The sequence below is a fragment of the Actinomadura sp. 6N118 genome (assembly GCF_044326415.1).
GTDB lineage: Bacteria > Actinomycetota > Actinomycetes > Streptosporangiales > Streptosporangiaceae > Spirillospora.
This window is the reverse complement of the sequence record NZ_JBIRAZ010000043.1, coordinates 1-26853: the sequence shown is the minus strand read 5'-3', so window position 1 is coordinate 26853 and position 26853 is coordinate 1. Positions and strand designations below refer to the sequence as shown.

General features: G+C 69.4%; 25 protein-coding genes. 11 read left to right on the top strand and 14 right to left on the bottom strand.

What is annotated here, in order from left to right:
- Nucleotides 1–3: 3 nt before the first annotated feature.
- The 8 genes from ACH34W_RS53075 to ACH34W_RS53040 form a co-directional block, all read right to left on the bottom strand.
- Entirely contained in the window at nucleotides 4–1026 is a 1023-nt protein-coding gene (locus tag ACH34W_RS53075) for a hypothetical protein (RefSeq protein ID WP_395968921.1), read from the bottom strand.
- A gap of 81 nt (nucleotides 1027–1107) precedes the next feature.
- A complete protein-coding gene (locus tag ACH34W_RS53070) occupies nucleotides 1108–1902 on the bottom strand; it encodes an SDR family NAD(P)-dependent oxidoreductase (RefSeq protein WP_395968920.1) in 795 nt (264 codons plus the stop codon).
- Between the two features lie 40 nt (nucleotides 1903–1942).
- Nucleotides 1943–3472, bottom strand: coding sequence for an aldehyde dehydrogenase family protein (locus tag ACH34W_RS53065; RefSeq protein ID WP_395968919.1), 1530 nt, complete (start codon nucleotides 3470–3472; stop codon nucleotides 1943–1945).
- A gap of 11 nt (nucleotides 3473–3483) precedes the next feature.
- The gene (locus ACH34W_RS53060; protein WP_395968918.1) at nucleotides 3484–5127 is read right to left on the bottom strand and encodes an acetolactate synthase large subunit; all 1644 of its coding nucleotides are present in this window, start codon (nucleotides 5125–5127) and stop codon (nucleotides 3484–3486) included.
- Nucleotides 5120–7042 carry a primary-amine oxidase gene (locus tag ACH34W_RS53055; RefSeq protein ID WP_395968917.1) on the bottom strand — a complete coding sequence of 641 codons (1923 nt, stop codon included), beginning with the start codon at nucleotides 7040–7042 and terminating at the stop codon, nucleotides 5120–5122. Before ACH34W_RS53055 ends, ACH34W_RS53060 begins: the two co-directional genes overlap by 8 nt.
- Entirely contained in the window at nucleotides 7039–8508 is a 1470-nt protein-coding gene (locus ACH34W_RS53050; protein WP_395968916.1) for an APC family permease, read from the bottom strand. Before ACH34W_RS53050 ends, ACH34W_RS53055 begins: the two co-directional genes overlap by 4 nt.
- A complete protein-coding gene (wrbA, locus tag ACH34W_RS53045) occupies nucleotides 8505–9161 on the bottom strand; it encodes an NAD(P)H:quinone oxidoreductase (protein WP_395968915.1) in 657 nt (218 codons plus the stop codon). Before wrbA ends, ACH34W_RS53050 begins: the two co-directional genes overlap by 4 nt.
- 65 nt (nucleotides 9162–9226) lie before the next feature.
- The gene (locus ACH34W_RS53040) at nucleotides 9227–10708 is read right to left on the bottom strand and encodes an aldehyde dehydrogenase family protein (RefSeq protein WP_395968914.1); all 1482 of its coding nucleotides are present in this window, start codon (nucleotides 10706–10708) and stop codon (nucleotides 9227–9229) included.
- A 172-nt stretch (nucleotides 10709–10880) separates the two neighbouring features.
- Here ACH34W_RS53040 and ACH34W_RS53035 point away from each other — a divergent pair, with 172 nt between their 5' ends.
- Nucleotides 10881–11588 (top strand): IclR family transcriptional regulator, encoded by a 708-nt coding sequence (locus tag ACH34W_RS53035; RefSeq protein WP_395968913.1) that lies wholly within the window; start codon nucleotides 10881–10883, stop codon nucleotides 11586–11588.
- A gap of 312 nt (nucleotides 11589–11900) precedes the next feature.
- Here ACH34W_RS53035 and ACH34W_RS53030 read toward each other — a convergent pair whose 3' ends face one another.
- Nucleotides 11901–12134, bottom strand: a complete 234-nt coding sequence (locus tag ACH34W_RS53030) for a hypothetical protein (RefSeq protein ID WP_395968912.1) — start codon at nucleotides 12132–12134, stop codon at nucleotides 11901–11903.
- A gap of 138 nt (nucleotides 12135–12272) precedes the next feature.
- Between ACH34W_RS53030 and ACH34W_RS53025 the strand changes: the two genes are divergently transcribed.
- Genes ACH34W_RS53025 through ACH34W_RS53005 form a run of 5 tightly spaced genes read left to right on the top strand, consistent with a single transcriptional unit; the run spans nucleotide 12273 to nucleotide 14426 of the window.
- Nucleotides 12273–12482 (top strand): hypothetical protein, encoded by a 210-nt coding sequence (locus ACH34W_RS53025; RefSeq protein WP_395968911.1) that lies wholly within the window; start codon nucleotides 12273–12275, stop codon nucleotides 12480–12482.
- Nucleotides 12479–12790, top strand: coding sequence for a hypothetical protein (locus tag ACH34W_RS53020; protein ID WP_395968910.1), 312 nt, complete (start codon nucleotides 12479–12481; stop codon nucleotides 12788–12790). The genes ACH34W_RS53025 and ACH34W_RS53020 overlap by 4 nt, the downstream gene beginning before the upstream one ends.
- A gap of 12 nt (nucleotides 12791–12802) precedes the next feature.
- Nucleotides 12803–13165 carry a hypothetical protein gene (locus tag ACH34W_RS53015; RefSeq protein WP_395968909.1) on the top strand — a complete coding sequence of 121 codons (363 nt, stop codon included), beginning with the start codon at nucleotides 12803–12805 and terminating at the stop codon, nucleotides 13163–13165.
- Nucleotides 13166–13176: 11 nt separating this feature from the next.
- On the top strand, nucleotides 13177–13989 hold the full coding sequence (locus tag ACH34W_RS53010) for a hypothetical protein (RefSeq protein ID WP_395968908.1): 813 nt from the start codon (nucleotides 13177–13179) through the stop codon (nucleotides 13987–13989).
- Nucleotides 13986–14426: a hypothetical protein gene (locus tag ACH34W_RS53005; RefSeq protein ID WP_395968907.1), complete on the top strand. Its 441-nt coding sequence runs from the start codon at nucleotides 13986–13988 to the stop codon at nucleotides 14424–14426. Before ACH34W_RS53010 ends, ACH34W_RS53005 begins: the two co-directional genes overlap by 4 nt.
- A gap of 242 nt (nucleotides 14427–14668) precedes the next feature.
- Here the strand turns inward: ACH34W_RS53005 and ACH34W_RS53000 are convergent, their stop codons facing one another.
- Together ACH34W_RS53000 and ACH34W_RS52995 are read right to left on the bottom strand one after the other, a co-directional pair.
- The gene (locus ACH34W_RS53000; protein ID WP_395968906.1) at nucleotides 14669–15640 is read right to left on the bottom strand and encodes a hypothetical protein; all 972 of its coding nucleotides are present in this window, start codon (nucleotides 15638–15640) and stop codon (nucleotides 14669–14671) included.
- 465 nt (nucleotides 15641–16105) lie between these two features.
- Nucleotides 16106–16489 (bottom strand): hypothetical protein, encoded by a 384-nt coding sequence (locus ACH34W_RS52995; protein WP_395968947.1) that lies wholly within the window; start codon nucleotides 16487–16489, stop codon nucleotides 16106–16108.
- Here ACH34W_RS52995 and ACH34W_RS52990 point away from each other — a divergent pair.
- From ACH34W_RS52990 to ACH34W_RS52975, 4 genes are all read left to right on the top strand, one after another.
- The gene (locus ACH34W_RS52990) at nucleotides 16379–16726 is read left to right on the top strand and encodes a 3'-5' exonuclease (RefSeq protein WP_395968905.1); all 348 of its coding nucleotides are present in this window, start codon (nucleotides 16379–16381) and stop codon (nucleotides 16724–16726) included. The genes ACH34W_RS52995 and ACH34W_RS52990 overlap by 111 nt on opposite strands.
- Nucleotides 16727–16833: 107 nt before the next feature.
- On the top strand, nucleotides 16834–17511 hold the full coding sequence (locus ACH34W_RS52985) for a hypothetical protein (protein ID WP_395968904.1): 678 nt from the start codon (nucleotides 16834–16836) through the stop codon (nucleotides 17509–17511).
- Between the two features lie 25 nt (nucleotides 17512–17536).
- Nucleotides 17537–19486, top strand: coding sequence for a hypothetical protein (locus ACH34W_RS52980; protein ID WP_395968903.1), 1950 nt, complete (start codon nucleotides 17537–17539; stop codon nucleotides 19484–19486).
- A 256-nt stretch (nucleotides 19487–19742) separates the two neighbouring features.
- Complete coding sequence (locus tag ACH34W_RS52975; protein ID WP_395968902.1) at nucleotides 19743–20156, top strand: cupin domain-containing protein; 414 nt, start codon at nucleotides 19743–19745, stop codon at nucleotides 20154–20156.
- A gap of 304 nt (nucleotides 20157–20460) precedes the next feature.
- On the opposite strand, the gene ACH34W_RS52970 is transcribed toward ACH34W_RS52975, so the two are convergent.
- A complete protein-coding gene (locus ACH34W_RS52970) occupies nucleotides 20461–20619 on the bottom strand; it encodes a hypothetical protein (protein WP_395968901.1) in 159 nt (52 codons plus the stop codon).
- Nucleotides 20620–20714: 95 nt separating this feature from the next.
- Nucleotides 20715–21476 (bottom strand): SDR family oxidoreductase, encoded by a 762-nt coding sequence (locus ACH34W_RS52965; protein ID WP_395968900.1) that lies wholly within the window; start codon nucleotides 21474–21476, stop codon nucleotides 20715–20717.
- 218 nt (nucleotides 21477–21694) lie between these two features.
- Here ACH34W_RS52965 and ACH34W_RS52960 point away from each other — a divergent pair, with 218 nt between their 5' ends.
- A complete protein-coding gene (locus tag ACH34W_RS52960; RefSeq protein ID WP_395968899.1) occupies nucleotides 21695–23149 on the top strand; it encodes an MFS transporter in 1455 nt (484 codons plus the stop codon).
- Nucleotides 23150–23179: 30 nt separating this feature from the next.
- Here the strand turns inward: ACH34W_RS52960 and ACH34W_RS52955 are convergent, their stop codons facing one another.
- Nucleotides 23180–25936: a helix-turn-helix transcriptional regulator gene (locus ACH34W_RS52955; RefSeq protein WP_395968898.1), complete on the bottom strand. Its 2757-nt coding sequence runs from the start codon at nucleotides 25934–25936 to the stop codon at nucleotides 23180–23182.
- Between the last annotated feature and the right edge of the window lie 917 nt (nucleotides 25937–26853).

Here is a 26853-nt window from a genome sequence, read left to right as displayed (position 1 = left end):
TCATCAGTGGGCGCCGAGCCCTGCGGCGACAGCGGGGGTCCACGCGACGTCGGTGATCTCGGAGAACTCCCGCCATTCCTTCGCCCAGGTCCGGCCGGCGTCGGAAGACCGGAACAGGTGGCCGTACTTCGTGCCGGCGAACACCAGCGCCGGGTCGGCCGCATGGACACCGAAGGCCCACACGGTGGAGTTCGCGGGGGTGTCGAGCGAGGCCTCGGTCCAGGTCCGCGCGAGGTCGGCCGAGTAGAGGATCTTGGTCATCGTGCCGGGCGTGGCGTCGCCGATGCCGAGCAGGAGTTCGTTGCTCCCGGGAAGGCGCGTCACCAGGCGCGTGTAGTAGATCCCGTGCTTGGCGCGGGTGTCCTGGCGGGCCCAGGTGGCGCCGTCATCCTGGCTGACGAACAGCGCGTTGACGACCGCCACCACGATCGTCTTGGGCGGGCCGTCGAGGATCACGACGCAGTGGATGTCGGAGTTGGTGACCCCCAGTGGCAACGACTTCGGGGTGCCGTCGACGCGCTGCCAGGTGTCGCCTCGGTCGTGCGTGCGCCAGAGCCCGCCCTCTTCGATGCCGAACCATGCTCCCCTGCCGTCGGTGTGGTCCCACGTCATGGTGAGGATGCGCGGGCGGTTGACCCCCGCGCAGAACTCGGGGATCTCCGGGGGAAGGCGATCCCAGCTCTTCCCGCCGTCGGTGGTGCGGTAGACGGCGGCGCGGGACGGGGCGCCGGTGCCGGCGATCACGCACTCCGGGTCGTCTGAGTCGATGGCCAGCGACCAGATGTGCATGCCGTTCATCGGGGAGTCGACGCGGTGCCAGGTCACCCCGGCGTCCGCGCTGCGGATCAGACCGATGTCGGCCCCGGCGTAGATCACCTGCGGGTCGGCGGGATCGACGGCAAGGCACCGCACCACGGCGTCGAACTCCACCTCCTGCCCGGGGGCGATGCGGTGCCAGGACTTGCCGTCGTCCGCGCTGGACAGCACCCCTTGTCCCGCGGTGGCGACGAGAATGGTTCCTTCCACGACGATGCTCCTTCGTTGCGGGAATGCGGGTTCACGGGGATTGCTGATTCACGGCAAATGCGGTTCGCGGGGAATGCGGGTTCACAGGAAGATGCCGCGCGTGATCCCGCCGTCAATGCCAAGCGATTCACCGGTGATGCCGCCGGCGTGCGGCGAGGCCAGGAAGCACACCGCGCGTGCGACCTCCTGTGCGGTCAGGACCCTGCGGATCGGCGTCCGGTCGATGAAGTTCTGTTCGACCTGCCGCGGGGTGAGGTCCTGTCTCGCGGCCTCCTTCTCGTACAGTTCGTGGATGTGCTCGGTCTCCACGACGCCGGGGTGCAGCGTGTTCACCGTGATCCCGAACGGGCCGAGCTGGTCGGACAGCGCCTTGGTCATGTGCACGACGGCGAGGTTCCGCATGCCGGACAGAGCGTGGCTGGACCGGCCGGTCAGCCCGCCGATGTTGACGATCCGCCCGTAGCCGCGTTCCCGCATGTGCGGCGCGGCCGCCTGTGCACACCGGAAGTAACCGACGACCTTCGTGTTCAGATCGGCCAGCAGCAGCTCGGGATCGGCCTCGTCGACCGAGTTGCGCACCAGGCCGGACGGGGCCGCGGCTCCATTGACGAGAATGTCGACACGGCCGAGCTCGTCGGCCGCCGCGGTCATCATGGCGCGCACGGAGCTGGTGCTGGTCGTGTCGGCGACGAGCGGCACGACCCGTCCGCCCAGCTCGGCCTCGACCTCCTTGGCGGTGTCCTCGAGGAGATGCCGCCGCCGCGCGGCGATCACCACCGTGGCGCCCTCCCGCACCAGCTCACGGGTGACGGCCTTGCCGATGCCGAGCGCGCCGCCGGTGACGACGGCGACCCGATCGTGAAGCTCGAGATCCACGACTTTCCTCTCCACAGGGCGATTTCCAGGGTCGATGCCTTCAGCTGAGGTTCACCCATACGCTTTTTGTTTCGGAGTAGAGCTCAAGTGCATTCCGGCCCATTTCGCGTCCCCAGCCGGATTCCTTGTAGCCGCCGAACGGCGAGCCCGGATCGGTGAGGTTGTAACAGTTGACCCAGACGGTTCCGGCTCGGATCGCCGCCGCGATTCGGTGCGCCATCGTCAGGTCCCGCGTCCACACTCCGGCGGACAGGCCGTACGGGGTGTCGTTGGCCTTCTCGACGAGGTCGTCGATGTCCTCCCACTCCATGGCGACCAGCACCGGGCCGAAGATCTCCTCGCGCACCACCCGCATGGAATGGTCGGTCTGGACGAAGACAGTCGGTTCGAGGAAGTAGCCGTCGCGGTGTTCCTCGCCGAGCCCGTCCGGGCGGCCGCCGCCGGTGGCCAGCCGTCCGCCCTCGCCCTGACCGGAGGCGATGTAGTCGTTCACCCGCGCCAGTTGCCTGGCCGAGACCAGCGGGCCCATATCGGTGCCCGGATCGGTGCCGGGGCCTACCACGATGCGCCGGGCCCGCTCGATCAGCGCCGCCATCACGTCGTCGTGGATGCGTTTGTGCACGTACAGGCGCGATCCCGCGGTGCACGTCTGGCCCTGGTTGAAGAAGATCGCGTCGGCGGCCGCCTCCGCGACCTGCGCGGGGTCGGCGTCCGGCAGCACGATGTGCGGCGACTTGCCGCCGAGCTCCAGCGAGACCTTCTTCAGGTTGCCCGTCGCGGCCCGCGCGACGAGCCGCCCGACCTCGGTGGAGCCGGTGAAGGCCACCTTGTCGATGCCCGGGTGGGCCGCGATCGCCGCGCCGACGTCCGGGCCGGTGCCGGTGACCACGTTGACGACCCCGTCCGGGAAGCCTGCTTCCTGGATGAGCTCGGCCAGCCGCAGCGTGGACAGCGACGTCTCCTCGGCCGGCTTCAGCACCACGGTGTTGCCGGTGGCCAGGGCGGGCGCCAGCTTCCAGCAGGCCATCGACATGGGAAAGTTCCACGGGACGATCGCGCCGACGACGCCGACCGGCTCGTGCACCGTGTAGTTGAGGATCTTCAGCCCGCCGCGCGGGGACACCGGGACGGTGCTGCCCTCGAACTTGCTCGGCCATCCCGCGAAGTACCGGAACAGCTTCGCGCTGGTGCCGACGTCGACGGCCCTGGCCACCCGAACTGGTTTGCCGTTGTCGTTCGCCTCGATCAGCGCCAGTTCCTCGGCGTGCTCGTCGATCAGGTCCGCGAGCCGGTCGAGCAGCCGTCCGCGGTCGAGCGGCGCGACGTCCCGCCAGGCCGCGGATTCGAAGGCGGCGCGCGCCGCCCGCACGGCGCGATCGACGTCGGCGGCGTCACCGCGCGGGATGGTGGTCAGCGGCCGTCCCGTCGCCGGGTCGACGGACTCCAGCGTCTCGCCGGTCCGGGATTCCACCCACTTGCCGCCGATGAGCATGCGGCGTGGCCGGTTCAGGAACCGCCGTGCGGCGTCGGCGACCGAACTGTTGGAGGACGCCGAACTGTTGGAGGACATGGAGCGATCCCTCACATCATCATCTGGACTAGGTGCGGGCCGCGCGCCTGGAGCGCGGTCGTGAACGCTCCGCGCAGTTCGCCGACGGTCGCGGCGGTACTCGCCGGAACTCCGAAACCTCGTGCCAGCGCCGCCCAGTCGATCGCGGGTTCGCCCAGGCTTGTCAGCCGAGTCGCCTGAGGGCCCGGCTCTGCGCTTCCATGGCGGGCGAGTTCGGTCCGCAGGACGTTGTATGCGTGGTTCGCGGCGATGAGCACGACGACGTCGACCGACTCGCGCGCCATGGTCCACAGCGCCTGCGCGGTGTACAGGCCGCTGCCATCGGACTGCAGGGCGATGACGGGACGCTCGGGTGCCGCGATGGCCGCGCCGAGCGCGGTGGGCAGTCCCTGGCCGATCGCACCGCCGGTATTGGTCAAAACCGTGTGCGGAACCGCGTTCGCCGACGCCGTGTGGAAGGGATAGCCGCAGGTTCCGCCCTCGATGGAGACGATGGCGTTCTCGGGCAGCCAGCGTGCCAGGGCGGCACCGACCGTCTGCCCAGTGAGCACGGCATCGGGCTCCGGCTCCGCTGTGGGCAGTCCGGCTGTGGGCAGTCCGGCTGTGGGCGGTCCGGCATACCGTTGCGGGTCCTTTCCCCCGACGAGCTCGGCCAGCATGACCAGCGCCCGCTCGACGTCCTCGCCGACGTTCGCCAGCGGTTGGACCGAACCCTGCGGGGCAAGGCGACTGGGCGTCCCTTCGTACCCGAAGTAGGCGATCGGTTCGCGAGCACCCGCGAGGACCACCGCGGTCGCGTGTCCGAGCGCCCGCACCGCCGCCTCCGGAAAGTACGGCAGGCGATCGATCGGGGGGAGCCCGCCGCCCCGCTCGGCGCGTGCGGGGAACGTCTCGCTGTAGAGAACCGCTCCGGTGGCGGCGGCGATCCGGGCGGCGGCTCGCTGGCCCGTACAGCTCAGGCCGTCGCCACCGATGAGGAGGACCGCACGGGACCCGGCGTCGCGCACCCGGCGGGCGGCCTGCTCGATCGCGTCGATGTCGATGCCCCGTGCAGGGGCGGGACGCGGCCGTTCATCGCGGGGCGGCTCCTGCGCGACCTGTTGCTGGAAGTCGGCGGGTACGACGAGCGTCGACACGCCTCCGCGTTCATGTGCGTCGTCGACCGCCCGCCGGGTCGTCGCAACGATCGCGGCGCGGTCACGGATCTCATGATGCGTTCCCACCGTCCCGGCGAGCGCGGCGATGTCGGACGTCAGGGGTGCGTCGAAGGGCAGGTGCCAGCTGGCGTGATCGCCGACGACGTTGACGATCGGGCTGTGCGCCCGGCGCGCGTTGTGCAGGTTCGCCAGGCCGTTCGCCAGTCCCGGCCCGAGGTGCAGCAGAGTCAGCGCGGCTCGCCGTGCGATCCGGGCGTAACCGTCGGCTGCACCGGTGCAGACGTTCTCGTGCAGTCCCAGGACCGCCCGCAGCCCCGGCTTCCGGTCGAGGGCGGTGACGAGCGGCATCTCAGTGGTCCCGGGGTTGGCGAAGCACACCGACACGCCGCGACCGGCAGCCGTCTCCAGGAGGGCTTCGGCTCCCGTGAGCCCCTCGCGTCCCGCGCGGCGGTCGTTCACCGCCTGCGGGGACGACCTCGCGTGTGAACGGTCACCCATCGGTCGGCTCCGTGTGACAGTGCGCGGCGCCATGGCCAGCCGGCGGCGGAACGTCCAGCGAGGGATTGCGGTCGAAGAATCCCGCCGGTTTGAGGGCGAAACCGACGTACTCGCACGGCATGATCGGCCAGTCTTCGGGGCGCGGGAGATGGGAGGTGCCGAACGTGTGCCAGAGCACGACGTCGGTGTCGACGAGATCTCGTTCCTGCTTGACCCAGTTCCCGATCCCGTCGCCCGGATGCTGGTTGGGATAGTCGCCCGCCGGGTGCAGTTCGCCCGGGCTGTAGCGGGTCACCCACAGGTGCGCGCGGGCGAATTCCGCACGGCGGGCCAGGTCGCTCTCCGGAGCGGCGAGCAGCGTCGGGCCGACGAAGGGCACCAGCTTGTACCCGACCGGCTGGCCGAAACGATTGTGCACACCGGGATTGACGATCTTCCACGTGCGGGCGGCGCGCGGCTCGCACATGCGCCGCCCGTCCCGCTCGTTTTCGATCGCTGTGCTGCGCGCGACGATCGCGTTGCCGTGCGGATTGTCCGGACCGATCGGAAGCCCGACGGCGTCGACCTCGTACACCGAGTTCCGCGGGCCGTCGACCTCCATGTCCAGCCGCATGTTGAACAGGTGCTGGTGGTTGGGCGCGTCCAGCTGAGGTGCGACGAGGGTGCCGTATGCGGGTGTCTCCCCCGGAGCGATGGCGCGTGTCTGGACGATTCCGGTCAGCTTCGCTTCGAACTGGATCGTCCCGTCGAGGTAGAAGTACCAGAAGAAGCCGTATTCGTAGTTCCCGATCGTGTGGATGGCCGAGACGACCAGCCGCCGGGAGCGCCGGACCTCCGCGTGCTCGACATAGCGGAAGTCCCAATGCTTCCAGAGGATCCCGTAATCCTCCTCGTGCAGGCAGATCGCGTTGTGCACGGTGTGCGCGCCGCCGGACTCGTCGGCGAGCACCGCGTCGAGGTAACGGATCTCGCCGAGGCAGTCGCAGCCGAGGCTGAGCGACCCGACCGTCTTGCCCAGGTTGTACTCGCCCGCGTCGAACACGTTCCGGAAGTAGAAGTCGTCGCTGGTGTCGCCGTACGGCACGACCATCTCGCCGATGCTCGCCCGGTGCAGGATCGCCCGGCGCCGTCCGCCGTCCTCGTACGACACGTCGCTGATGACCAGGCCCTCCACCGGATCGATGTGCGCGTGGAGCCGCCAGCGCTGCCACTCGATCACGTTGCCGGAGAGCGAGAACGAGGGGCCGTCGGGCTGGGTGATCTCCAATGGGCGAAGGCCGTCGCGCAGCGTGCCGACGCTGCCGGCGTCATAGTTGCCGCTCTCGGGCGGCAGCGGAACGGGATCGCCCTCGTTGATCGCGGCGACGGTGCGGGCGTCGCAGTCGACCACGAAGACGAGGTTGCCGACGGGACGCGCGTATCCGTTGTCCTCCTTGAACCGCCGGACGTACGCGCTCACGCGGACGACGCGCCGGCGGGCGTCCACGCCCTCGATCGGCAGGGTGCCGGTCGACCACGGGTCCAGCTGCAGCAGGGACAGGTCGTCGACGCCGTGCCGGGCGAGGGCGGCGACGGCCGCAGGGTCGTTCTTCACGATCTCTTCGAGGGCGAGGATCTCCTCGATCATGATCGCCGGTTGCACACCCGGGACGGGCCTCCACGACGCCACGGCGCCGGCCGCGAGATCCACGCGCGCTTCGAACGTGGCGCCCGCGTCGCGGTCGTAGACGACCATGAACGCCGAACGTGCGATGGGCTGCGCCGGGGTGTGCCGCCGTACCGCCTCCTTGCTGGGAGGAGCCAGCCGTACCAGCGGAAACTTCAGCGAGCGGAGGTCCGGACGGCTGGTGCGCACGGTGTGCACCGCCCGTTCGACCTCCTCGGCGGTCAACGGGTCGTAGGGGTGCGCCGTCATTGCCCGATCTCCAATCCTGTCGTGGCGGGGCTTGGCGCGACTTCGGCCGGCCGGCGCAGCGCCACGTAGGACCAGATCAGCCCGAGCGCGATCCACGCGAGCAGGGCCCACGGGACGGTGTCGAGAGGGCTCGGCGCCTTGTAGAAGGCACCGAACAACGCACCCGCCGCCACGGCCACCCCGACGGTCGCGGCGATCAGCAGCTTGGCGCGGCTGACCTGGTCCCACAGGCCCTTGACGCCCGCCGCGCTCACGACGAGGTACATCAGCGCCAGGCCCGCTCCGCCGAAACCTGCCATCCAGCCGAACATCGGAGCCCACTGCGGCTGCAGGACGCCCGGCTCGCCGGTCGCCCGGGCGAGAACTCCATCGCCCACCCGGACGGCGACGATCGCCATGGCCGAAGAGACGCCCAGTACCGCTACGCAGCGAGCCGGCGTGCGATACCGGCGGTGGGTGACGGCGAGCCCTCTCGGAAGCCTCCCGTCGCGGGCCATCGCGAGCATCCCGCGGCTCACGGCGACGCCCACGCCGATCGTGACCGCGAGCACGTCCAGGATGATGATGACCGCCATGAAGTGGCCGAACCCGGCCGAGCCGAATTCGTCCCCCGAAGACAGGCTCTGCAGCGGGAAGGCGCTGTTCTTCCACGCGGCCGCGTCGAGGCCGAACCCGACGGCCTGGGCGTAGGCGGTCACCAGGAAGTAGACGCCGACGATCGTGAGGGAGAGCAGCACCGCCCGGGGGACGTGCCGCTTGGGGTCGGCGGTCTCCTCGGCGAGGTTGGCGGCCGACTCGAAGCCGATGAACATGTTGATCCCGTAGAGCACGCCGTACAGCAGGCCCAGCCCTCCCACGGAGAACGGGTTGAAGGGCTCCGCGGACAGGCTGTTACCGCCGTGTCCTCCGCGCGCGATGATGACCAGCGAGAAGACGAGCACCACTGCCATCGAGATCAGCGCGAGGGCGAGCTGAGCGCGGATCGAAATCTGGACGCCGATGACGATCAGAGCCGTGACGAGCGCCGTGTATCCGAGCGCCAGCGGCCACCACGGCACACTGACCGACAGGGCGTTCTGCAGGAACTCCTGCGTGAGCCCGCCGAGCAGGAGGAAGGTCGCGGCCGCGAGGACCAGCATCGCGCCGTAGTAGAGCCACCCGGCGAGGAGACCGAGCCGGGAACCAGCGCTGCGGCTGACGTAGTCGTAGAGCGAACCGCACAGGTGAATGCGCTTGGCGTACTGGGCGATGATCCATGCCACGCCGCCGATGCCGATGCCGGCGATCAGAATCGCGACGGGAGTCGCCACGCCGGCGCCGCGCCCGGTCGCCGACAGTCCGACGACCAGCGGCAGGAGGGCCGAGACCGAGAAGACGGGGCCCATGAACCCGATCGACTGGGTGAGCACGCCGACCAGGGAGAGCTTCCCCTGCGCGAGTTCGGTGTTCTCCGGGGGTGGCTTCATGACTGCCCACCTGGACCGTCCGCCGCCGCTCCTGACATCGCCACCCTCGCCGATGCGAGAAGCGCCGCGAACTTCGCCAGCCGCTCGCCTTGGTACCGGGCGCAGCTCAGCGTCACCTCGTCCGGCATGGTGGAGGGGAAGCCGGCGGGCCACGACGTCCCGTACGGGTTACCGCCCGCGGCGTACACCACGTCGTCGGTGTATCCGAGCGGGACGATGACCGATCCCCAGTGGTAGAAGACGTTGTTGAGGGAGAGGATCGTCGACTCCTGGCCGCCGTGCCGCTCCGCCGAGGACACGAACGCGGTGACGGGCTTGTCGGCCAGCTTGCCCTCGTGCCACAGGCTGCTGGCGGAGTCGATGAACTGCTTCAGCTGGGCCGCCGGCGCGCCGTAGCGGGTCGGCGTTCCGAAGGCATACCCATCGGCCCATTCGAGGTCGTCGAGCGTCGCCACGCCGATGGCGGAGTCGGTCTCGCGCCGATGCTCGGTCCAGGCGGGATTCGACGCGATCGCCTCGGCCGGTGCGTGCTCGGCGACCCGGCGGAGCCGGACCTCAGCCCCGGCCGATCCGGCGCCTTCGGCCACGGCCTCGGCGAGCCGATGCACCGAACCCGTGGCGCTGTAGTAGGCGACCAGTACACGTGGGGACATGACAGACCTTTCTGCGGAGTGGAGGAAGAGCACACAGATCTGTGGACTCGTCCGGAACTGTGGGGTCAGAGAACGACGGTCACCGTCTTCTCCTCCGTGTTGGCCTCGATGCCGGACCAGCCCAGTTCCCGGCCGTGGCCGCTGAGCCTGGACCCTCCCCAGGGCAGGGCCGGGTCGAGCGGGGACCAGCCGTTCACCGCGACGGCACCCGCCCTGACCCGGCGCGCCACCGTGTGGGCGCGGCCGAGGTCGGAGGTCCACAACGTGGCGGCCAGCGCGTAGTCGCTGTCGTTGGCGAGCGCGACCGCCTCCTCGTCGGAGTCGAACACGATGATCGTTCCGACCGGGCCGAAGATCTCCTCGCGGGCGATGGTCATCGTGTTCGCCGCGCCGGCGAACAGGGTCGGCTCGACGAAGTAGCCCGCGCGCCGCGGCCGCCCGCCACCGGCGATCAGCCGCGCGCCTTCCGCGACGCCCGCGTCGATGTACCGGCACACGCGCTCGCGCTGGCGCGCGCTGATGAGCGCCCCCATCGTGACGCCCTCGTCGAACGGGTCGCCGAGCTTCACGTCCCGCGCTCGCGCAACCAGGCGTTCCACGACGTCGTCGTAGACGGCGCGGGCAACCAGGATGCGGCTGCCGGCGGCGCACACCTCCCCCTGGTTGGCGAAGACGCCGATCGCCACCCCCTCGGCCGCGGCGTCGAGGTCGGCGTCCGCAAAAACGATCTGCGGGCTCTTGCCACCCAGCTCAAGGGTGGTGCGGCGGAATCCCTTCGCGGCGGCGACGGCCACCGTGTGCCCGGTCTCGGGGCTTCCGGTGAATGAGATCTTGTCCACGCCGGGATGGCCGGCGAGGAGCCGCCCGGTCACCTCCCCACGGCCCGGGAGCACGCTGAACGCCCCCGCAGGGAGTCCGGCCTCCTCGATCAGTGACGCCAGCAGCAGCGACGTGAGCGGCGCGTCCTCCGCGGGCTTGAGGATCACCGCGCAGCCCGCAGCCAGAGCTGGCGCGACCTTCCAGGCCGCGATCATCGTCGGCGAGTTCCACGGCGTGATCGCGGCCACCACCCCTACCGGCTCGCGCACCGTGTAGCTGAGCGTCGGCCTGCCCATGTGACCGGGCGTCGGGACAGTGCGTCCCGCCACCTTGTCCGCCCACCCCGCGAAATGACGGAACGTCCGGACCGCCTGGGGAATGTCGATGACGCGCGGCTCGAAGCCCGGCTTGCCGACGTCGAGCGACTCGATCGCGGCGAACTCCTCGCCGCGGGCCTCGAGCAGGTCCGCCACGCGATCGAGCAACCGGCCCCTGGCCGCGCCGTCCGTCCTCGCCCATTCGCCGTCGTCCAGGGCCGATCGCGCGAACGAGACGGCCTCGTCGACCCCTGCGGCGCCGGTCTCCGCCACCGTCGCGAGCCGCCGCTCGGTCACGGGATCGACCACGTCGAACGTGTTCACGTCCCGGCCGGCCTGCCATCGCCCGGCGTAGTACGGCTCCGTGGGGACCTTGAGAACCAGCTGCTCAGCTTCAGCTCGCGTCGTCATGTACGATTACCGTTCATCTTGACCGTTATGCGTACAGCCGGGACTCTAATCTCGGCCGCGATCGCTCGTCAAGGCCGTACGCAGGCAAAACTTCTCGGGCGCATCGCCGCGGACGGCACCCCGCCCGGTGGTGTGCCACCATGTGTGGCAGTAAAGGGAAGGCGGAACAGCGGTGGCGGCGGCATCCGGCGGAGAGACATCCCAGACACTGGATCGCGGCCTGACCGTGCTCACCCTGCTCGCCAAGAGCGAGGACGGCCTGACGGCAGCCGATCTCGCCGAGCGGCTCAGCACCGCCCGGCCGGTCGTCTACCGCCTGCTCCGCACCCTGGAGGCCCACGATCTGGTCACCCACGAGGGTGCGCGGTACGTCCTCGGGTTCGGCATCGCCGAACTGGCCGGACATCTCCAACCGCGGCTCCAGGCCACGGTCCAGCCCATCCTGCGCAGGCTGAGCGAGAAGACCGACAGCACCGCGCTGTTGAGCGTCGCCGACGGAGATCAGGCCCTCCTCCTGCTGACCGCCGACCCCCCGCACGCCACCTTCCACATCGCGATGCGGGAAGGCGCGCGCCATCCCCTCACCGTCGGCGCGGACGGGGTGGCGATCCTCGCCGGCCGGCCGGAAAGCGAGGACGACGCCGAGGACGTCCGGGTGGCGCGCCGCCGCGGTTACGCCGTCAGCGTGGGCGCACTTCAGCCCGGCGCGGTGGGCATCGCCGCGCCCATCCGGGTGTCGGACTGGGCGACGGCGAGCCTGGGCGTGGTCCAACTCGGCGTCGAGGTCAACGACGCGCTCGTCCCCGTCGTCATGGACGCCGCCACCGAGGCCGCCGCGCTGCTGTCCGGGCCGAGACTGAGCGGTCAGCAGCCTCGATAGACCGAGGCGACCGTCACGAGGATCGACCTGCTGCCCGTTCACCTATGGCGCGAACGGTAGCCGTCGGCGCGCAGAATGGTCGTCGGCCAGCCAGGTGCGGTGGGTATGGCAGCCCTCGTGGAAGGTGAAACCGGCCAAGACAGGCATCCGGGCCTTGGGGGCGGAGTTGTCGGGGTCGCCGTCCCAAGCGGGCCGCCAGAGACCTCGCATTTCCAACCCCACCTGACGAGGAAGTCTCGGACCACGCCCTGGTCATGGTGCTGGCCTGGACGCGAGCCCTAGCGGTGTCCGACCATGACTCGGAGGAGCATGTCACTGGCCGGCGAGCATGGCTGCGGCGCGGCCGTCGAGGTCGGCGGCGGCCTTCACGCCCCTGTCGCGGAATGCGGCCAGCTCCTGGCGCATCTCGGTGATGGCCTTGCGTGTCCGGGTGGAGCGCACTCCGGCCATGAGCTCCAGGGAGCGTCCCCACTCCTGGCACGCCCGGTCGATGTGGCCTTGCTTGAGCCGCATCCGCGCGCCGTCGGCGAGGTTGAGGGCGTTCACGCGGGCGTACGTCTCGTCCGGCCGCGACGCCGCCGCGCGGGCGTACGGCCCGGCCGCGTTCCCGGGGTCCCCGAGGGCGTTGAATCACGCGCTGCCGCTCTGGGTGCCGCGCTGCGCGCACACGGCTACGAACCTGAGGTGACCGGAAACGAACTGCGCTTGCCGACGCCAGGCGACGAGGCGCCACCCCTGGTCTTGCGCTGCGAACATCGCGCCGACGATGAAGGCCGGTTGTGGTTCACGACCGGGAACGGGGAGCCGCTCGCCCCGGCCGACGCGCAACACCTGCACGAGGCGATCACGGCAGTGAAGGGACGCGTCGCCCCGACGAAGGCGGTGGGGATGTGACCACCACGAAGACCAGAAGGCCGCCAGAGGTGCTGACCAGCGCCAAGGTCGCGCTGAACTGCCTGGCCGACAACCTGTCGGCCACTGCCGGGGTCGCGTTCAAGGACGCCGACCTGAAGTCGATCGACGGCTACGAGTTCAGCATCCCCGGCAATTCCCGCAAGGTGCTGGTGTGGTGCCACCGGCACGCCTTCGACGACGCGCTGCACTTCTGCACGAACAGCTGCCGAGCGCTGGGCCGTTCCGATCAGATCGCCGAGGTCGCCGAGATCGTGCTGCGAGTCCTTCGCGCACCGGCGGTGGCCTGACAATCTCCCGCCTTGGAGCAGATGCTCTGCTACTTGGCGACGGCCGCCATCTACAAGCCGGAGAACACCCCGGGCGGCTACTTCTCCGACGGCGAGGCCTTCACCTACCTCACGCCATCGGACGAGGTCGACGACGCGCTGCACGCGTTCCTAGACCTCACCGCCGACTATCGGGAAACCTGCCACAGACTGACCGGCGGCAGATTCATCGACCACATCCCGGTCACGAACGCTTCCATCACCAGCGGCCGCTCGATCGCCTTGACCGTGCGCATCCTGCGCGAGCACGGATGGCCGATCGACGACCGGATGTGGGTAAGCGGCGCCAGCTGCTGCTCCGACATCTGCCAGGGCCGCCTCACCACCGCCGACTAGAGCGAGGACATATGACACGGAGCGACTGGGACGACCTTCCCGCGACAGTGCGGGAGGCGATCACCGAGCACACCGGGCCGATCTGCTGCATTCATCCGGCAGCCGTCGGCAACCACGCCGACATCGCCTCGACCGTGGTTGGCGAGGACGGCCGGAAGGTGTTTGTGAAGGCCGCCCGCAAGCTGGCCGACAAGGACGGCCCGGAAGTGCTGTCGCTTCGTACCGAGGCGCGCGTGAACCCCTTCGTCACCGAGTTCGCACCCCGGCTGCAGTGGACGACCGAGGCCGGGGGATGGCTCGTGCTCGGCTTCGAGCATCTGACCGGTCGCCACCCCGACTACGCGCCCGGGTCGCCGGACCTGGACATCATCGCGGCGACCGTGCAGCGGTTACAGAAAACACCGACGCCCGAGATCGTCGAACGCCCCGTCACGATGCGCTGGGCGCTGCCGGACGAGGACCCATCGCCCATGGACGGCCAGGCGCTGCTGCACACCGACCTCAACACCAGCAACCTCATCATCACCCCACAGGAGTCGGTGTGCATCGTCGACTGGGCGTTCGTGGCGCGCGGCGCCGCCTGGGTGGAGCTGGGGCAGATGATCCCGTGGCTGCTGTCGGCCGGGCACGCGCCGCAGTCCGCCGAAACATGGCTCAACCAGTTCCCGGCCTGGGCTGACGCCCCGGCCAGTTCGATCGACCACTACGCCCGGCTGCACACCAAGGTGTGGACGCGCCGAGCCGAGGCCCGGCCGGAGCCCTGGATACCGCCATACCTCGCAAGTGTGCGCCGCTGGGCAGAGTTCCGAGGAGTACTGGAGTGAGCATCAGCAGTACGAACTACACCGACTGGAAGCAGGTCCACGCCACTCAGGAGCTGACCACCCCCGGCGGCACGACGGTCAGCATCGACACGGGCATGGTCGACCTGGTCTTGGCACTGTGGCGCGAGGGCTACGCCACCCTCCAGTCCTGCCAGGACCTGGGCAGCGGGATCTTCGGCGGCGGATTCCTGTTCCCGCCCGAGCGCCGGGCGCGCTACGCGGCGTTCTGGCACGGGTTCGCCTGGCTGAAGATGCCCGCCACCGACCTGGAACGGCTGATGCTGCTGGCCGAGCCGATCGTGCCCGGCAACGGCTGGGAGGCCAACATCCCGATCCTGCCACCGGAGGGGATCGTCTCGTTCGGCAACCTGCGGTACCCGGCCCGGCAGACCCCAGAGCTGATCGAGCTGATCGAGGGGGACAGCGAAGGGGCGTGAACGACATCGCCGCACTGCTGATCCTGTGCCGGGTCGCGGCCATGATGTGGGCAGAGGCGCTGCGGCTCACCGGAAGACTCGGGTGACGAACTCACCGCCGGCTACGGGCCGTCGCTTGGGTCCAGGGCCAGGGGTATACCGCAGAGGGGACAGGTGACTCCGTCTATGGGGCTGAGCTGGAGGGGGCTCGCGGTCTGGATGGTGGGGAGGAACGTCTCGGCGTTCTTGAGCTGCGGCGCCGGTCAATGCTCCCATCCACAGATTCCGTCCCAAGCGAATTCGAAGTCGCGCACCCGGACGCGTCGGTCCAGCACGGAGGCCCGGTGCGCGACCAGCACCATGAACCAGCGACCCCCTTGTTCGCCCAGGGCCTCACCCAGCCGCCGCAACTCTGCCGCCCCCTGCTCGTCTCCCTCGTTCCGCGCACGGCACAGCTCCGCCGCAGTGGTGGCCGATTGGTCCCACTCCTGGTCCAGTGGGCGCGTAGCGAGCAGCGCGGTGGCCTCGGCGAGAAACCCGCCGTCCGGGTTCGACCATGAGCCTCTGTCGTCGCCGGGGTGCAAAAGCGGCTTCACCTTGGCGAGCAGTTCGGCATGCTCGGCTTCGGAAGGCGGCGGGGTCTCTTTCCGCAGGTTTTCGCCGAAGTCTTCGATGCTGGCGAGGGCGGCCCAGTGCGGTTCGTTCGCGTCGGCGAGCGGAGCACGACCTGCGTCCGGGCGGCTGTCGATGACGGTGAGGAGCGCGTCGGCGGCCTCGGGGTCGAGATGCTGGCGGACGCAGCCGGAAAACGCGGGCTCACCCATGAGCTGGCGCTGATGGTTCAACCAGTCCAGGTCGGCTTCGGTGTCCGCGCCGAACTCGTTGTGCATGGCCACGCTGCGCACCGTGTGACCCACCGCGACCGGCAGCGCACCGATCTCGGTGTAGAGGAAACCAAGGTTGCGTTCGGCGTGGGCGACGGCGGGGGTGTCGCCTCGGCGGAGCGCGTCGGACAGGATGCGGTGGTTCGCGTCGATCGCCGACGCCCGCGCGTCCTTCCGGCCGACGAACGACAGGACCAGGAAGACCAGGGCGATCAGCGGTCCGAAGTAAAGGAAGAAAGCGGTGACGGGGTCGTTATAGAAGTCGATGGGCCTCTGCGCCGCCTGCTGGGAGGCGGTGATCCAGGCGAGCAGGGAGATCACCAGGCCGATGCGTGCCTGTTTGCGTGTCATGACAGTCTCCGTTCCAACAGGGTCCTGTCCCATGAGCCAGTGTCCTGATCAAGGCCATTAGGGACAAGGGAATTGAGTGTCCCGCGCCTGATATTTGTTTGTGGATATCCGGCGCGGAACACTCTGCGAGAACGGTGAACCTGCAGGTGAGAGGGTTACTTGGCCGGTTCCGGGCCTTTCTCGGGCGTGGACGGGGTGTGCCTGGCGGAGCGGCGGGCGAGTCGAGTGCCCACATGCCCGGGCCCAGCACGGCGATGAGCAGGAACGCCCAGCAGTACATCGCCGCCAGCTCGCCGCCGTTGCGGATCGGCATCAGGGCGGCTGGCTGGTGGACCACGAAGTACGCGTAGGCCATCGAGCCGGAGGCGATCGTCGCGTTGGCGCGGGTGAACAGCCCGAGCAGGAACAGCAGTCCCGTCACGGCGCGGAATCGGGCGAGCATCGGCGCGCCGAGCCGTTCCAGCGTCATGAGCCCTTCCTCTCCGCCACCCAGCCGACCATGATCCCCATCACTTTGTCGTGCGTGTGGCCCTTGAGCTCGTACCTGCTCGTGATCTGCAGGAGGTCGCCTCGCTCGATCTCGCCCCACGGCCGGCCGGAGCACGGTGGCATCGCCGAGATCTCCTTGTGTCCGTGAGAGTCGATGAATTCCGGCGTGCCGCCCTCCTCGGCGTCGATGGCGCATAGGAGCCTTCCGGAGGTGAGGTTCTCGGTGCGCACGGAGCGGCCGCCGAGCCCGTGAGCGCGGTTCTTGAACTGCTCCGCAAGCCTGATGCCGTCGAGCCGACGTACCTCGAACTGCGCCGCGTGGTCGGTAGCGAAACCAATCGGCCTTTCAAGCGCAAGCATCAAACGCATATTCGAAAGCTTGAAGGGATCCGGTCTCGCCTTCTCCAGGAGGAGGCCCGTTTCATCCCCTGCTTGACCATCCACCAAGCCAAGGGCCGCGAGTGGAACGAGGTGGGTGTTCGTCTCACAGAGGCAGAGACGGACCTACTAAGAGACGGACTCAGCTCGGCCGAGGAGAACCATCGGAAGCTTTACGTGGCCCTCACCAGGGCCCGTCGCAGCACCGTCTTGGTTTGAACGACATCAGCCCGTCCCTGTAGAGATCCTTTTCTCCGCTCCACATGAATTGTCAGAGGCGCCACTTACGATTCCCCTCACTACGCCACCAGGCGAAAGGCGGGTCCATGGAACCCCTGTTCAGCGAAGCGGGTGACCCGGAGGACGAACCCTCAGCGAGACCGCTCAACGATGAGCCGTTCGGAGCAGAACTGGAGGAGCTCAGCGTTTACGAGCCTTCCTTTCCTGCACGAGTTGCCGCTTTTCTCCGCTTTGCGCCGATCATCGAGCTGGTCAGGGCCGCGCGGCACAGGGAGTGGCCTGCCGATACCTACGACGTCGTCACGTTGGCCTTGGCCGCCATCGACATGGTCGTGGCCCGGCAGGGGCTCGACCTTGAGGCCACCCGAGGCGATGTCATCACCGCACTCGGCGAGCTTGCCTATCGGGCGACACCGGAGCACCCCAGGGCGGAGCACCAGGAGGTCGGGGCCTTCGTCGTCGACGCGCTGCTCAACCGGGCCGGCCGTGAGGGCCCTTTCCGGTACGTAACCAGCGACTACGCCACTGAAGCAGGTGGTCACCGGCGGCGCCAGGTGCCGTTCTCGCTGCTCATCGAGCACGATGACGCCGCGCGCGATGAGAACGTGCTGCGTGCCACCCCGGACGCCATCAACGCGCTAGTCGGCGGACTCGAGTTCGACGTCGAGGACGAGCAGGTGGCGACCGAGCTGATCCTTGAGCGCCAGCTCGCTCGCAACGCCTTCGGCTCCGCACGCAAATCGGCCGAGCGATCTCACGCTTGATCTGACAGCCCCGACCAACGAAGCCATGGTCCCGCATGACTCGGTCGTCTGGCTGCGCAACGGCGAGGGCAAGTCGAGCATCCTGTCGCTGCTGTACTCCATGCTGTTGCCCGCCGCCAACGACTTCATGGGGAGGTCGGTCAAGCGCAGCCTGACCGACTACATCGACTCGGGCGACACGTCCCACGTCATCGCCGTGTGGCAGCCACGCGAAGCATCCCACAACCTTTTGGGAGAGGCTGAGGACGTCCTCATCACCGGCGCCGTCCACGAGTGGTCCGACCTTCGCCGACCCGCCCAGGCGGCGCAGTCCCGCGAGCGCCTCAACAGCGCCTTCTACGCCTGCCATGTCGTTCCTGGCGTGATCGAACTCGACACGCTGCCGTTCACCACCGGCGACGGCCGCACGCGCCGCCTCAACAGCTACCTCGACGCGCTCCGCGAGCTCGCCAAGCCCCATGACCGGCGAGCGTCCCTGGCCGTGACGGACAAGCAGTACCTGTGGGCCATGGTTCTCAACGATCGCCATCTCGACCCGGAGATCTTCCGGACCCAGAAGCAGATGAACCATGTCGAAGGCGGAGTGGAAGACCTCTTCAGGTTCGCCTCGGCCAAGGAGTTCATCGACTTCCTGCTGGACCTCACCACACAACCGGACAGCGTCAACAGCGTCGCCCAACGGCTGGAGAGCGTGACAACGCTGTTGACGGCCAAGCCGAAGAAACTCACCGAGCGTGATTTCTGTGTCGCCGCCGCCGAGGATCTCGATCGCGTCGCTGCGCACCACGAGCGGCTGGAGGACGCCCGTTCCGCGCTGGAAGCACGCGACGCCGAAGCCGCCCGGCTAGCCTCCTCGTTCACCGGTGCCATTGCGGAGGCCACTGCGACGGTGGCGAGCCTGGCGGAGGAGCGAGAGGTGGCGAGGCAGGAGCTCAGCCGCGCCAACACCGATAGGTCTGGCGCCAGCGATCTCGCCTACCTCTACCGTCGCCAGGCCGCGCGCCTGCGAGTCGGCGAAGCCGAGGACGAGCGGCGTGAGGCCGATGATCACGCCGAGCGTGCCCAGCAGCTCTCCAGAGCCTGGGAACTGGCCGGTCGGCTGGCCGCTCTGTCCGGTCTTCGGGGCGAGCTCGACCAGGCCGAGCTTGAGGCGGCGGCTGAGGAAGAGGAAATCGCACCGCTACGAGCCGAACGTGACCGCTACGCAGTCATTCTGGGACGCCGACTCACTCGGCTAGCAGAACAGGCCGAATCCGACGCTGCCCAAGCTTCGGGCGAGAAAGAGGACGCGACAGCTGTCGCCGAGGAACACGACTCCTTCGCGGACGAGGCGAGAGCAGAGATGGAGGAGGCGGCCTCGGAGGCGGCGGTCGCTCGCCACGAGCTCCAGATCATGGCGGAGCGAATCAGCACCGGTGTCGCCAAGGGGCATCTGCCGTCCGAGAACATCGACCTGGCCGGACACCGGACCGCGCTGTCGCAGCGACACGACGAGCTCGGGGAAAAGCTTGAGTCGCTGCAGGAGAATGCCGGTCGTCGGCGGGAGCGCCGCGCCAAGATCATGCGACGTGAGAGTGAGCTGGCCGAGGCTCGCGGTGAGCTCGTGAACGCCCACACCCGCGCCACGGAACAGCACACCGAACTCTCATCGCGTCTGTCGGATCTGACATCGTCCAGCCGCCTGCGCGACCTTGCGGAGGCCACCGCGGACGAGCCGATCGATCTGTGGGGCGAGGGCCCGACGGTCCTGCGCCGCCTGGAAGACGCCGTGATCGCCGCGGACAATGAGCGAATCCGGCGGCGGGCAGAGCAACATGCCGACCAACGGACCATCGAGGCCCAGGAACGCAACGCAGTCCTTCCGACGAGTCTCGACGCCGAACGGATCGCACGGCTCCTCAACGAAGCCAAGATCCCAGCCAAGGCACGCTCCGGCGCCTTCGACGAAGCACTCCAGCGCCTCCCCGTCCACTAAACGTCCCGAGGCGCACCACTCCACTACGGAACGCGGCCATGACCCGGCCTTGTGAGCTCGGGTGAGAACCGCTCGGCCGCACGGGTCCGGTGGCCCTGCTCAGGGCCACCGGACCCCCAGGGCCCGCCGCTGCCCCCTTCTCGGATCCACCGAACGCGCCCTGGACGCGGCCCTGGGCTGGCCCGCCGCATCGGGCTGTCACAAACGGCGAGGCCGTCTTGTCCTTACTGTCGACAGTCCCTATCTGGAGGAAACCATGAGCGCTGAACACCCACACCTGCCCCCAGGCGTTGAAGTGATCACGACCCTGCCCGAGGCGGCGGCCTCGATCCCGGCCGGCGCCGAGGCCAGGACCATCCGGGTCACCCTGCCGCCCGGTGACCCCGGCGCGCCGCCGCACCGGCACCCCGGGCCGCTCTTCGGCTACGTGACCCAAGGCGAGATCCTCTTCGAGCTGGAGGGGCAGCCTCCCCGGATACTCAAGGCCGGTGACTCCCTGTTCGAGCCCGGGGGCGACGTGATCCACATCCAGGGCGCCAACAACCTTCCGGACGCGCAGTCGCAGCTGGTGGTGACCATGTTCGCGCCTCCTGGCACCCCGGTTCTCACTCTGGTCAGCTCAGAGGAATTGGCCGAACGACGACACCGACGGGTTACCCAGCCAGAATGAAGACCAGTATTCCGGATCTCTCGAACTGTACGAGGAGTCGGACGCCGCACGTGATGCGGCCCGTGTACGGAGGCGGCTGCGCTTGCTCGGCGCGCGCCGGATGCACCGGCCCCGCGACAGCGCGGAGGAAGGCCGGTGGGGGCTGACGGCGGCGAGGTCAAGGCGGCCCGGCTGGGACGGCATCCCCGAGGTCGCGGCCGCCACCCACGAGGCACCCCCGCGCCCGGCGCGGCCCCGCGCCACGGACCTGGCAACGCAGGACTTCCGCGGCAGCCGGCCCGCCCGACGGCGGGCCGGTCACCGGTCAGGGACTGCCTCCCCGCCAGCTGATCAGCTCGTCCTTGGTGACGCCGTACTGCGCGAGAAAGCTCTCTGCGCGGTCGTACTCGACGGGGTCGGGCAGGATCTGCTCGGCCTCTTCGGCCACCTCCGGCAGCCCCGCCTCGTGGAGTAACTGGATCACGTGCTGCCTTGGGACTTCGCTCACCATCAGCGGCCCTTTCGCCTGGCGCGTGCTTCCCACCGCACGCCGCTTCCTGGTCCTGGTCGCCGGTGGTCCTACCCACCGGGCGCGATCCGGCCCGCCCAGTCGCCGTACCTGAGCTCGCCGAGGACCGCGCCGTCGTCCGGCACCAGGGTCCGCTCGCTCAGCTCGCTGCCGAAGTAGGGCGACGGTGCGTGCGGGTCGGTGACCACCTCACGCAGATCCTCCCAGGCGGCCAGGGCGTCCCGGAAGAACCGGTCCATCCGGAAGCGCTCCGGCCCGGCGATCTCGACTCCGCCGTTCAAGGGCGAGCCCACCGAGACCTCGCCGACCACCCGGGCGACGTCGTCGCCGGCAATGGGCTGAAAGAGCACGGGCGCCATTCGTATCGTGACGCCCTCGGTGGCCGCGTCTGCGATCCGCCGAACGGACTCGAAGAACTGCGTCGCATTCACGATCGAGTACGGAATCGACCCGTTCTCGATCAGTTTCTCCTGAGCGATCTTCGCCCTGAAGTAGCCGATATCGGGGCGGCGCGCGGTTCCCACCAGCGACAGTGCGACATGGTGGCCGACACCGGCCGCCGCCTCCGCGGCCAGCAGGTTGCGGGTGGAGGTCTCGAAGAACTCCACGACCGCCGCGTCCTCCAAGAACGCGGCGGTCGACACGTCGATCACCACGGACGCGCCGGTCAGGGCTTCGGCGAGCCCCTTGCCGGTCACGGTGTCGACGCCGGTGGTCGGTGACGCCGCGACCGCCTCGTGGCCGCGCCCGCCGAGCTTCGAGACGAGCTTGGACCCGATCAGGCCGGTGCCGCCGATGACCACGATCTTCATAACAGAGCCTCCCTGCCCGCCGGGGCATAGATCACCCCTGGTCACCAGGTATGACAGGACAGCCCTTCGCCCTGTGACAGCTCCGGCGAGACTCGTCATGGCGGACGGCGCGGTGTGCACGCGACGGACCTGTCACAGATGTGCGGGCTGTCCGGTCGTATCTGTCGTGCGCCCGGCCCAGCACGGGTCGGCTCAGAAACTCGTGGAGGTGCGGCGACATGAACCTCCGGTACTCGACCGCCCAGGGGCGGTGGGTGATCGCCGCGACCGTTCTCGGGTCGGCGATCGCCTCGCTCGACGCGACCGTGGTGGGCATCGCGCTGCCCGCCATCGGCCGCGACTTCGGTACCGGCCTGGCGAGCTTGCAGTGGATCGTCACCGCATACACCCTCACCCTCGCCGGGTTGCTCCTGGTCGCCGGTGCACTCGGCGACCACTACGGCCGCCGCCGCGTCTTCCTCGCCGGGGTCGTGTGGTTCGCGCTCGCCTCCACGCTCTGCGCGATCGCGCCGACGCCGGGCACCCTCATCGCCGCGCGCGCCCTGCAGGGCGTCGGCGCGGCGCTGCTCACTCCCGGCAGCCTCGCGATCCTGGAGGCCTCGTTCCATCCCGACGACCGTTCCCGGGCGATCGGCGCGTGGTCCGGGCTGAGCGGCGTCGCCGCGGCGGCCGGCCCGTTCGTCGGCGGCTGGCTGGTCCAGGCCGGGAGCTGGCGGCTCATCTTCCTGCTCAACCTTCCGGTGGCGGCGCTGGCCATCGCGCTGGCCGTGCGGCACGTCCCCGAATCCCGCGACCCGGACGCGACCGGCCGGATCGACATCGCCGGCGGCGTCCTGGTCACCCTCGGCCTCGTCGGCCTCACCTACGGGCTGATCAGAGGTGCATCCGGGATCCCGGCGATCATCGCCGGGTCGCTCCTGATCGGCGCGTTCGTGCTGCTGGAGCACCGGATCCGCCATCCGATGCTGCCGCTCGGCCTCTTCCGCTCCCGGCAGTTCAGCGTGGCCAATATCGTCACCTTCATCGTGTACGGCGCGCTGGGCGGCGCCCTGTTCCTGCTGCCCATCCAGCTGCAGCAGGTGTCCGGCTACACCGCCCTGGAAGCGGGCATCTCGCTGCTGCCGGTCACCGCGATCACCTTCGCCCTGTCGGCCCGGTCCGGCGCGCTCGCCGCGCGCATCGGCCCCCGGCTCCAGATGAGCCTGGGCCCGATCGTCATCGGCGCTGGCTTCGGCCTTTTCGTCCGCATCGGCCCCTCGGGGAACTACCTCACCGAGGTCCTACCGGCCGTGACCGTCTTCGGACTCGGCCTGGCGATCAACATCGCGCCGCTGACCTCCACCGTCCTGGCCGCCGTCCCCGCCGAGCACGCCGGCATGGCCTCGGCCGTCAACAACGACGTGGCCCGCGCCGCCTCGCTCATCGCCGTCGCCGTCTTCCCGGCCCTCGCCGGAATCACCGGAAGCGCCTACCTGCACGCGGCCGAGTTCTCCGCCGGTTTCCACACCGCCGCGCTCCTCGCCGCGTCCCTGTGCGTCCTCGCCGGGCTCCTGGCGGCGGCCACCATCCGCAACCCGCACGAACCCGCACCGGAGCCGGGCTTTCACTGCGCGATGGACGCCCCGCCCCTGCGGAACGAGCACAGCAGGCCGGGACTGCGCCACCGTCCCTGAACGGGCGAGTGCGGACGCCCGATCATGCCATCAGCCCGTCACGGCGCCGTCGGGCAGCGCACGCCGGAGCTGGTGACGGGAGGTGATCTCAAGCTTGGTGAAGACCTTGCCCAGGTGGTACTCGACGGTTCGCGGGCTGAGGAACAGTTGGGCGGCGATCTCCGGATTCGACAGGCCGCCCCGGGCCAGCCGCGCGATCTGGGCTTCCTGGGGGGTGAGCTGATCGCGCGTGGCGGCGGCGCGCTTACGGACGGTCTCGCCGGTGGCGAGCAGCTCGCGGCGGGTCCGCTCGGCGAACGCCTCCATGCCGATCGCGGTGAACATGTCGTCTGCGGTGCGCAGCCGCGCCCGCGCGTCGGCCCGCCGGCCCTCGCGGCGCAGCCATTCGCCGTAGAGCAGGTGCGCGCGGGCGAGTTCGGTCCGAAGGCCGGTGCGGCTCAGCCGGTCGATCGCCTCGAGATACCAGCGTTCGGCGTCCTCCCCGTCGCTGACCAGCGCCCGGCAACGCGTGTAGATTCCCTGCGCCCAATCGCCCTGGCTGATGCCGGTCGACTCCGCGAGCCGGTCGAGCGCCTCCACCGCCAGCCGGGACTCCCCTGTCCTGTCAGCGGCCTCGATCAGCTCGGGCAGCGCCCAAACGGAGATGTGCATCTCGGGCTGCCGCTCGGCGGCCTGCGCCGCGGCAAGCGCTTTCTTGTAATGGCCGAGCCCGTTGTACAGAATGGCGGACACCCACCGCGAATATTGGACGCCCGTGCCCTGTCGCGCGGCCCGGGCCTCCGCGATCATGCCCTCGAGCAGCTGGTCGGCCTCGGCCTCCGCCCCCCGGAATGCGGCGAGGAACACGGCCCCGTAGGACGCGAGCCGGGTCCCCGTCGCCGCCGCGATCGCCTCCCCCTCCGCGACCAGCGAAGCCGCCTCGGTGAAATCGCCGCGCCAGACCGTGAGGGAGGTGTACGCGTTCACCCAGATCACCAGCTGGTTGAGCAGGCCCGCCTCGCGGGCGCCGTGGAGGCCGCGGGCCGTGATCGACCGCCAGCTGTCCTCGTCCCACACCAGGGCCGCGATGACCGCGGCCATCGGGCTCCATCGCTGGTCCTCCGCCAAGCTGATCTTCTCTTCGGCGAAGGCCCGCAGGGATCGGCTCAATCGGGATGCCGCCTGGGCGCGGCCCTCGGTGATCAGGGCGGCCACTCCGTCCAGCAGCAGATCGGATGGGCGGGGCTCTGCGGGCGGCGGTGCTGACTGCGCGGCCCGGGAGATCTCGTGGAGATCGTCGGCTCCCGCGAACTCCCCTGCGAACATTGCGGCGTACCACGCCTCCAGGTATGTCTCGCGCGCGAGCGCGGCATCCAGCGGCTCAAGCTTCTTGGCCGCCTTCGCCAGCAGTGCCGGAGCGTCGCCGCCCACGTCTGAGGCGAACGCCATCTGCCCGCGCAGCAGGGCGACCCGAGCCTGCTGGAGTTCATTCAGCGGCCCCGCCGTCGCCATGGCGAGCAGCTTCGCCGCCGCATCGAACGCACCGGCCTGGAGATTCGCCTGAGCGGCCGCGAGGGCGCGCTCGGACCGCGGTGCGGGCTCGCTCGTCAGCTCGGCCGCGCGCTGCAAGAACGCCGCCGACGCCGCCATGCCGCCGCGGGCCTGCGCCCGGCCTGCCGAGCGCTCCAGCTCCGCGGCCACCCCCTCATCGGGCCCCAGCACCGCTGCTGCCAGATGCCACGCGCGCCGATCCAGGTCATGATCGCGATCGGTCACCTCGCCCAGTGCCCGGTGCGCGGCACGCCGCTCCGGCAACGTCGCCGCCGTGTACACCGCGGACCGCACCAGTGGATGCCGGAACCGCACCCGGGTCCCGATCTCCAGCAAGCCGTCGTTCTGCACGGGCTCCGCGGCGGAAACGGGGATCCCCAGTCGCTCAGCCGCCCGCCAGACCAGCACCGGGTCGCCGGCCGGCTCGGCCGCCGCGATCAGCATCAGCGACCGCGTGTCGGCGGGGAGGCCCTCCAGCCGGCGGCGGAAGCCGTGCTCGATCCGCGCCGGGACCGCCTGTGCCCCGACCAGCCCAAACCCGCCTGCCAGTTGAGCCGGGCCTAGCCCGCGCGGCAACTCCAGCAGCGCCAGGGGGTTGCCGTTCGTCTCGGCAAGGATGCGATCTTGGACCGGCTCATCGAGCCGAAACCGGACCACCGACCGCAGCAGCGTGCGGGCTTCCTCATCCGGAAGGCCACGCACCTCCAAGTCCGCAAGCCCCCGGAACAGGTCGCCCGGCTCGCGCGCGGCGAAGACCAGCCCAACCGGCTCGGCCAGCAGCCGCCGCGCCGCGAACGCCAGTGCCTGCGCCGACGCCCGGTCCAGCCATTGCGCGTCATCGATCAGGCACAGCAGCGGCCGCCCCTCCGCCACCTCCGACAGGAGGCTCAGCACCGCCAGTGCGACCATGAACTGGTCTGGCACGCCTCCCTCCCGCAGCCCGAACGCGACCCCCATGGCGTCGCGCTGCGGACCCGGCAGGCCTTCCAGCCGGTCCAGCAGCGGCACGCACAGCAGATGCAGCCCGGCGAACGCCAGCTCCATCTCCGATTCCACACCCACCGCCCGGGCCACCCGCATGTCGGCCGCGGCGTCGGCCACATACTCCAGCAACGCCGACTTGCCCACGCCCGCCTCACCGCGCACCACCAGCGCCCGCCCGCGTCCTGACCGCAGATCCGCCAGCAGGCCATCAAGCGCAGCGCGCTCTCGCTGCCGGTTCAACAGCGGCGGCGTCCCCTCAGATCGAGTCCTCATGCCCATCTCCGCCACAATTCAGCACGAGCCCCACCGGCGCGGCTAGGCCAGATGTCGACCGCCCGGCAGGTCCAGGCGGCTAACGCGCTTGTTCGCCAGCGTCCCGATAGTAGCTCAGTGCAATCGATCAACATCTCTCTGCATTCGCACACAGGAACGTTCCAATAGAAGATATCCTTTGCGAGTTATACCACACCACCCATACCAAGATGTGGCGATCGTCACATCCATTGACATTCTCCGACCCGCCCCCCGCGAAAATGGACGAGTTCTTTCTCGTACGGGCTACTAGGCTATTCGCCGGTGGCATTGTCGAATAAATGGCCTTCGCCGCCAACCCCGCCCTAGATCGAGACCTCAATGGCCAATTGACCGCATCCCGGAAAGGTCTCCACCCGCCCGTAGCCCTCACCGCTAACCTCGCCCTAAGCGGTGCAGCGTTGGCTCTCCGCTGTCCGGAAGCCTGTGTAAAGCCGGGGCGTCGGCCGAATCGTGAACGGCCTCGCAACTGAACCTGGTAGTCGGCTAGGCCGATATTAGACGGGCACAGAAAATACCGATCCGGCATGCAAGCAGCGGACTCTTAATCCGCGGGTTCGGGGTTCAAGTCCCTGACGGCGCACCTTGCCTGACATGGGTATTCACAAGAGCCGCAGCCTATTCTTCGGTCGATTGTACGGCATCTGTAGACGTGGCCCAAGGTCTGCCTGGAGGTCACGGGTTCCTCCGGGTCGGTCCGTTGACCCGGAAGAACCCGGTTCCCCTCTCGCGACGGTGTCAGAGCAGGGGGCGCTGCGCCTTCTTGGCTTCGGCGTAGCGGGAGTGGGCCTGTGCGGTGGATTCCAGAGTGGAGACCTCCGCGACCGGGACGTCCCACCAGGCCTCACTGCCGGGCGCCTGGACGAGCGGGTCCGTCT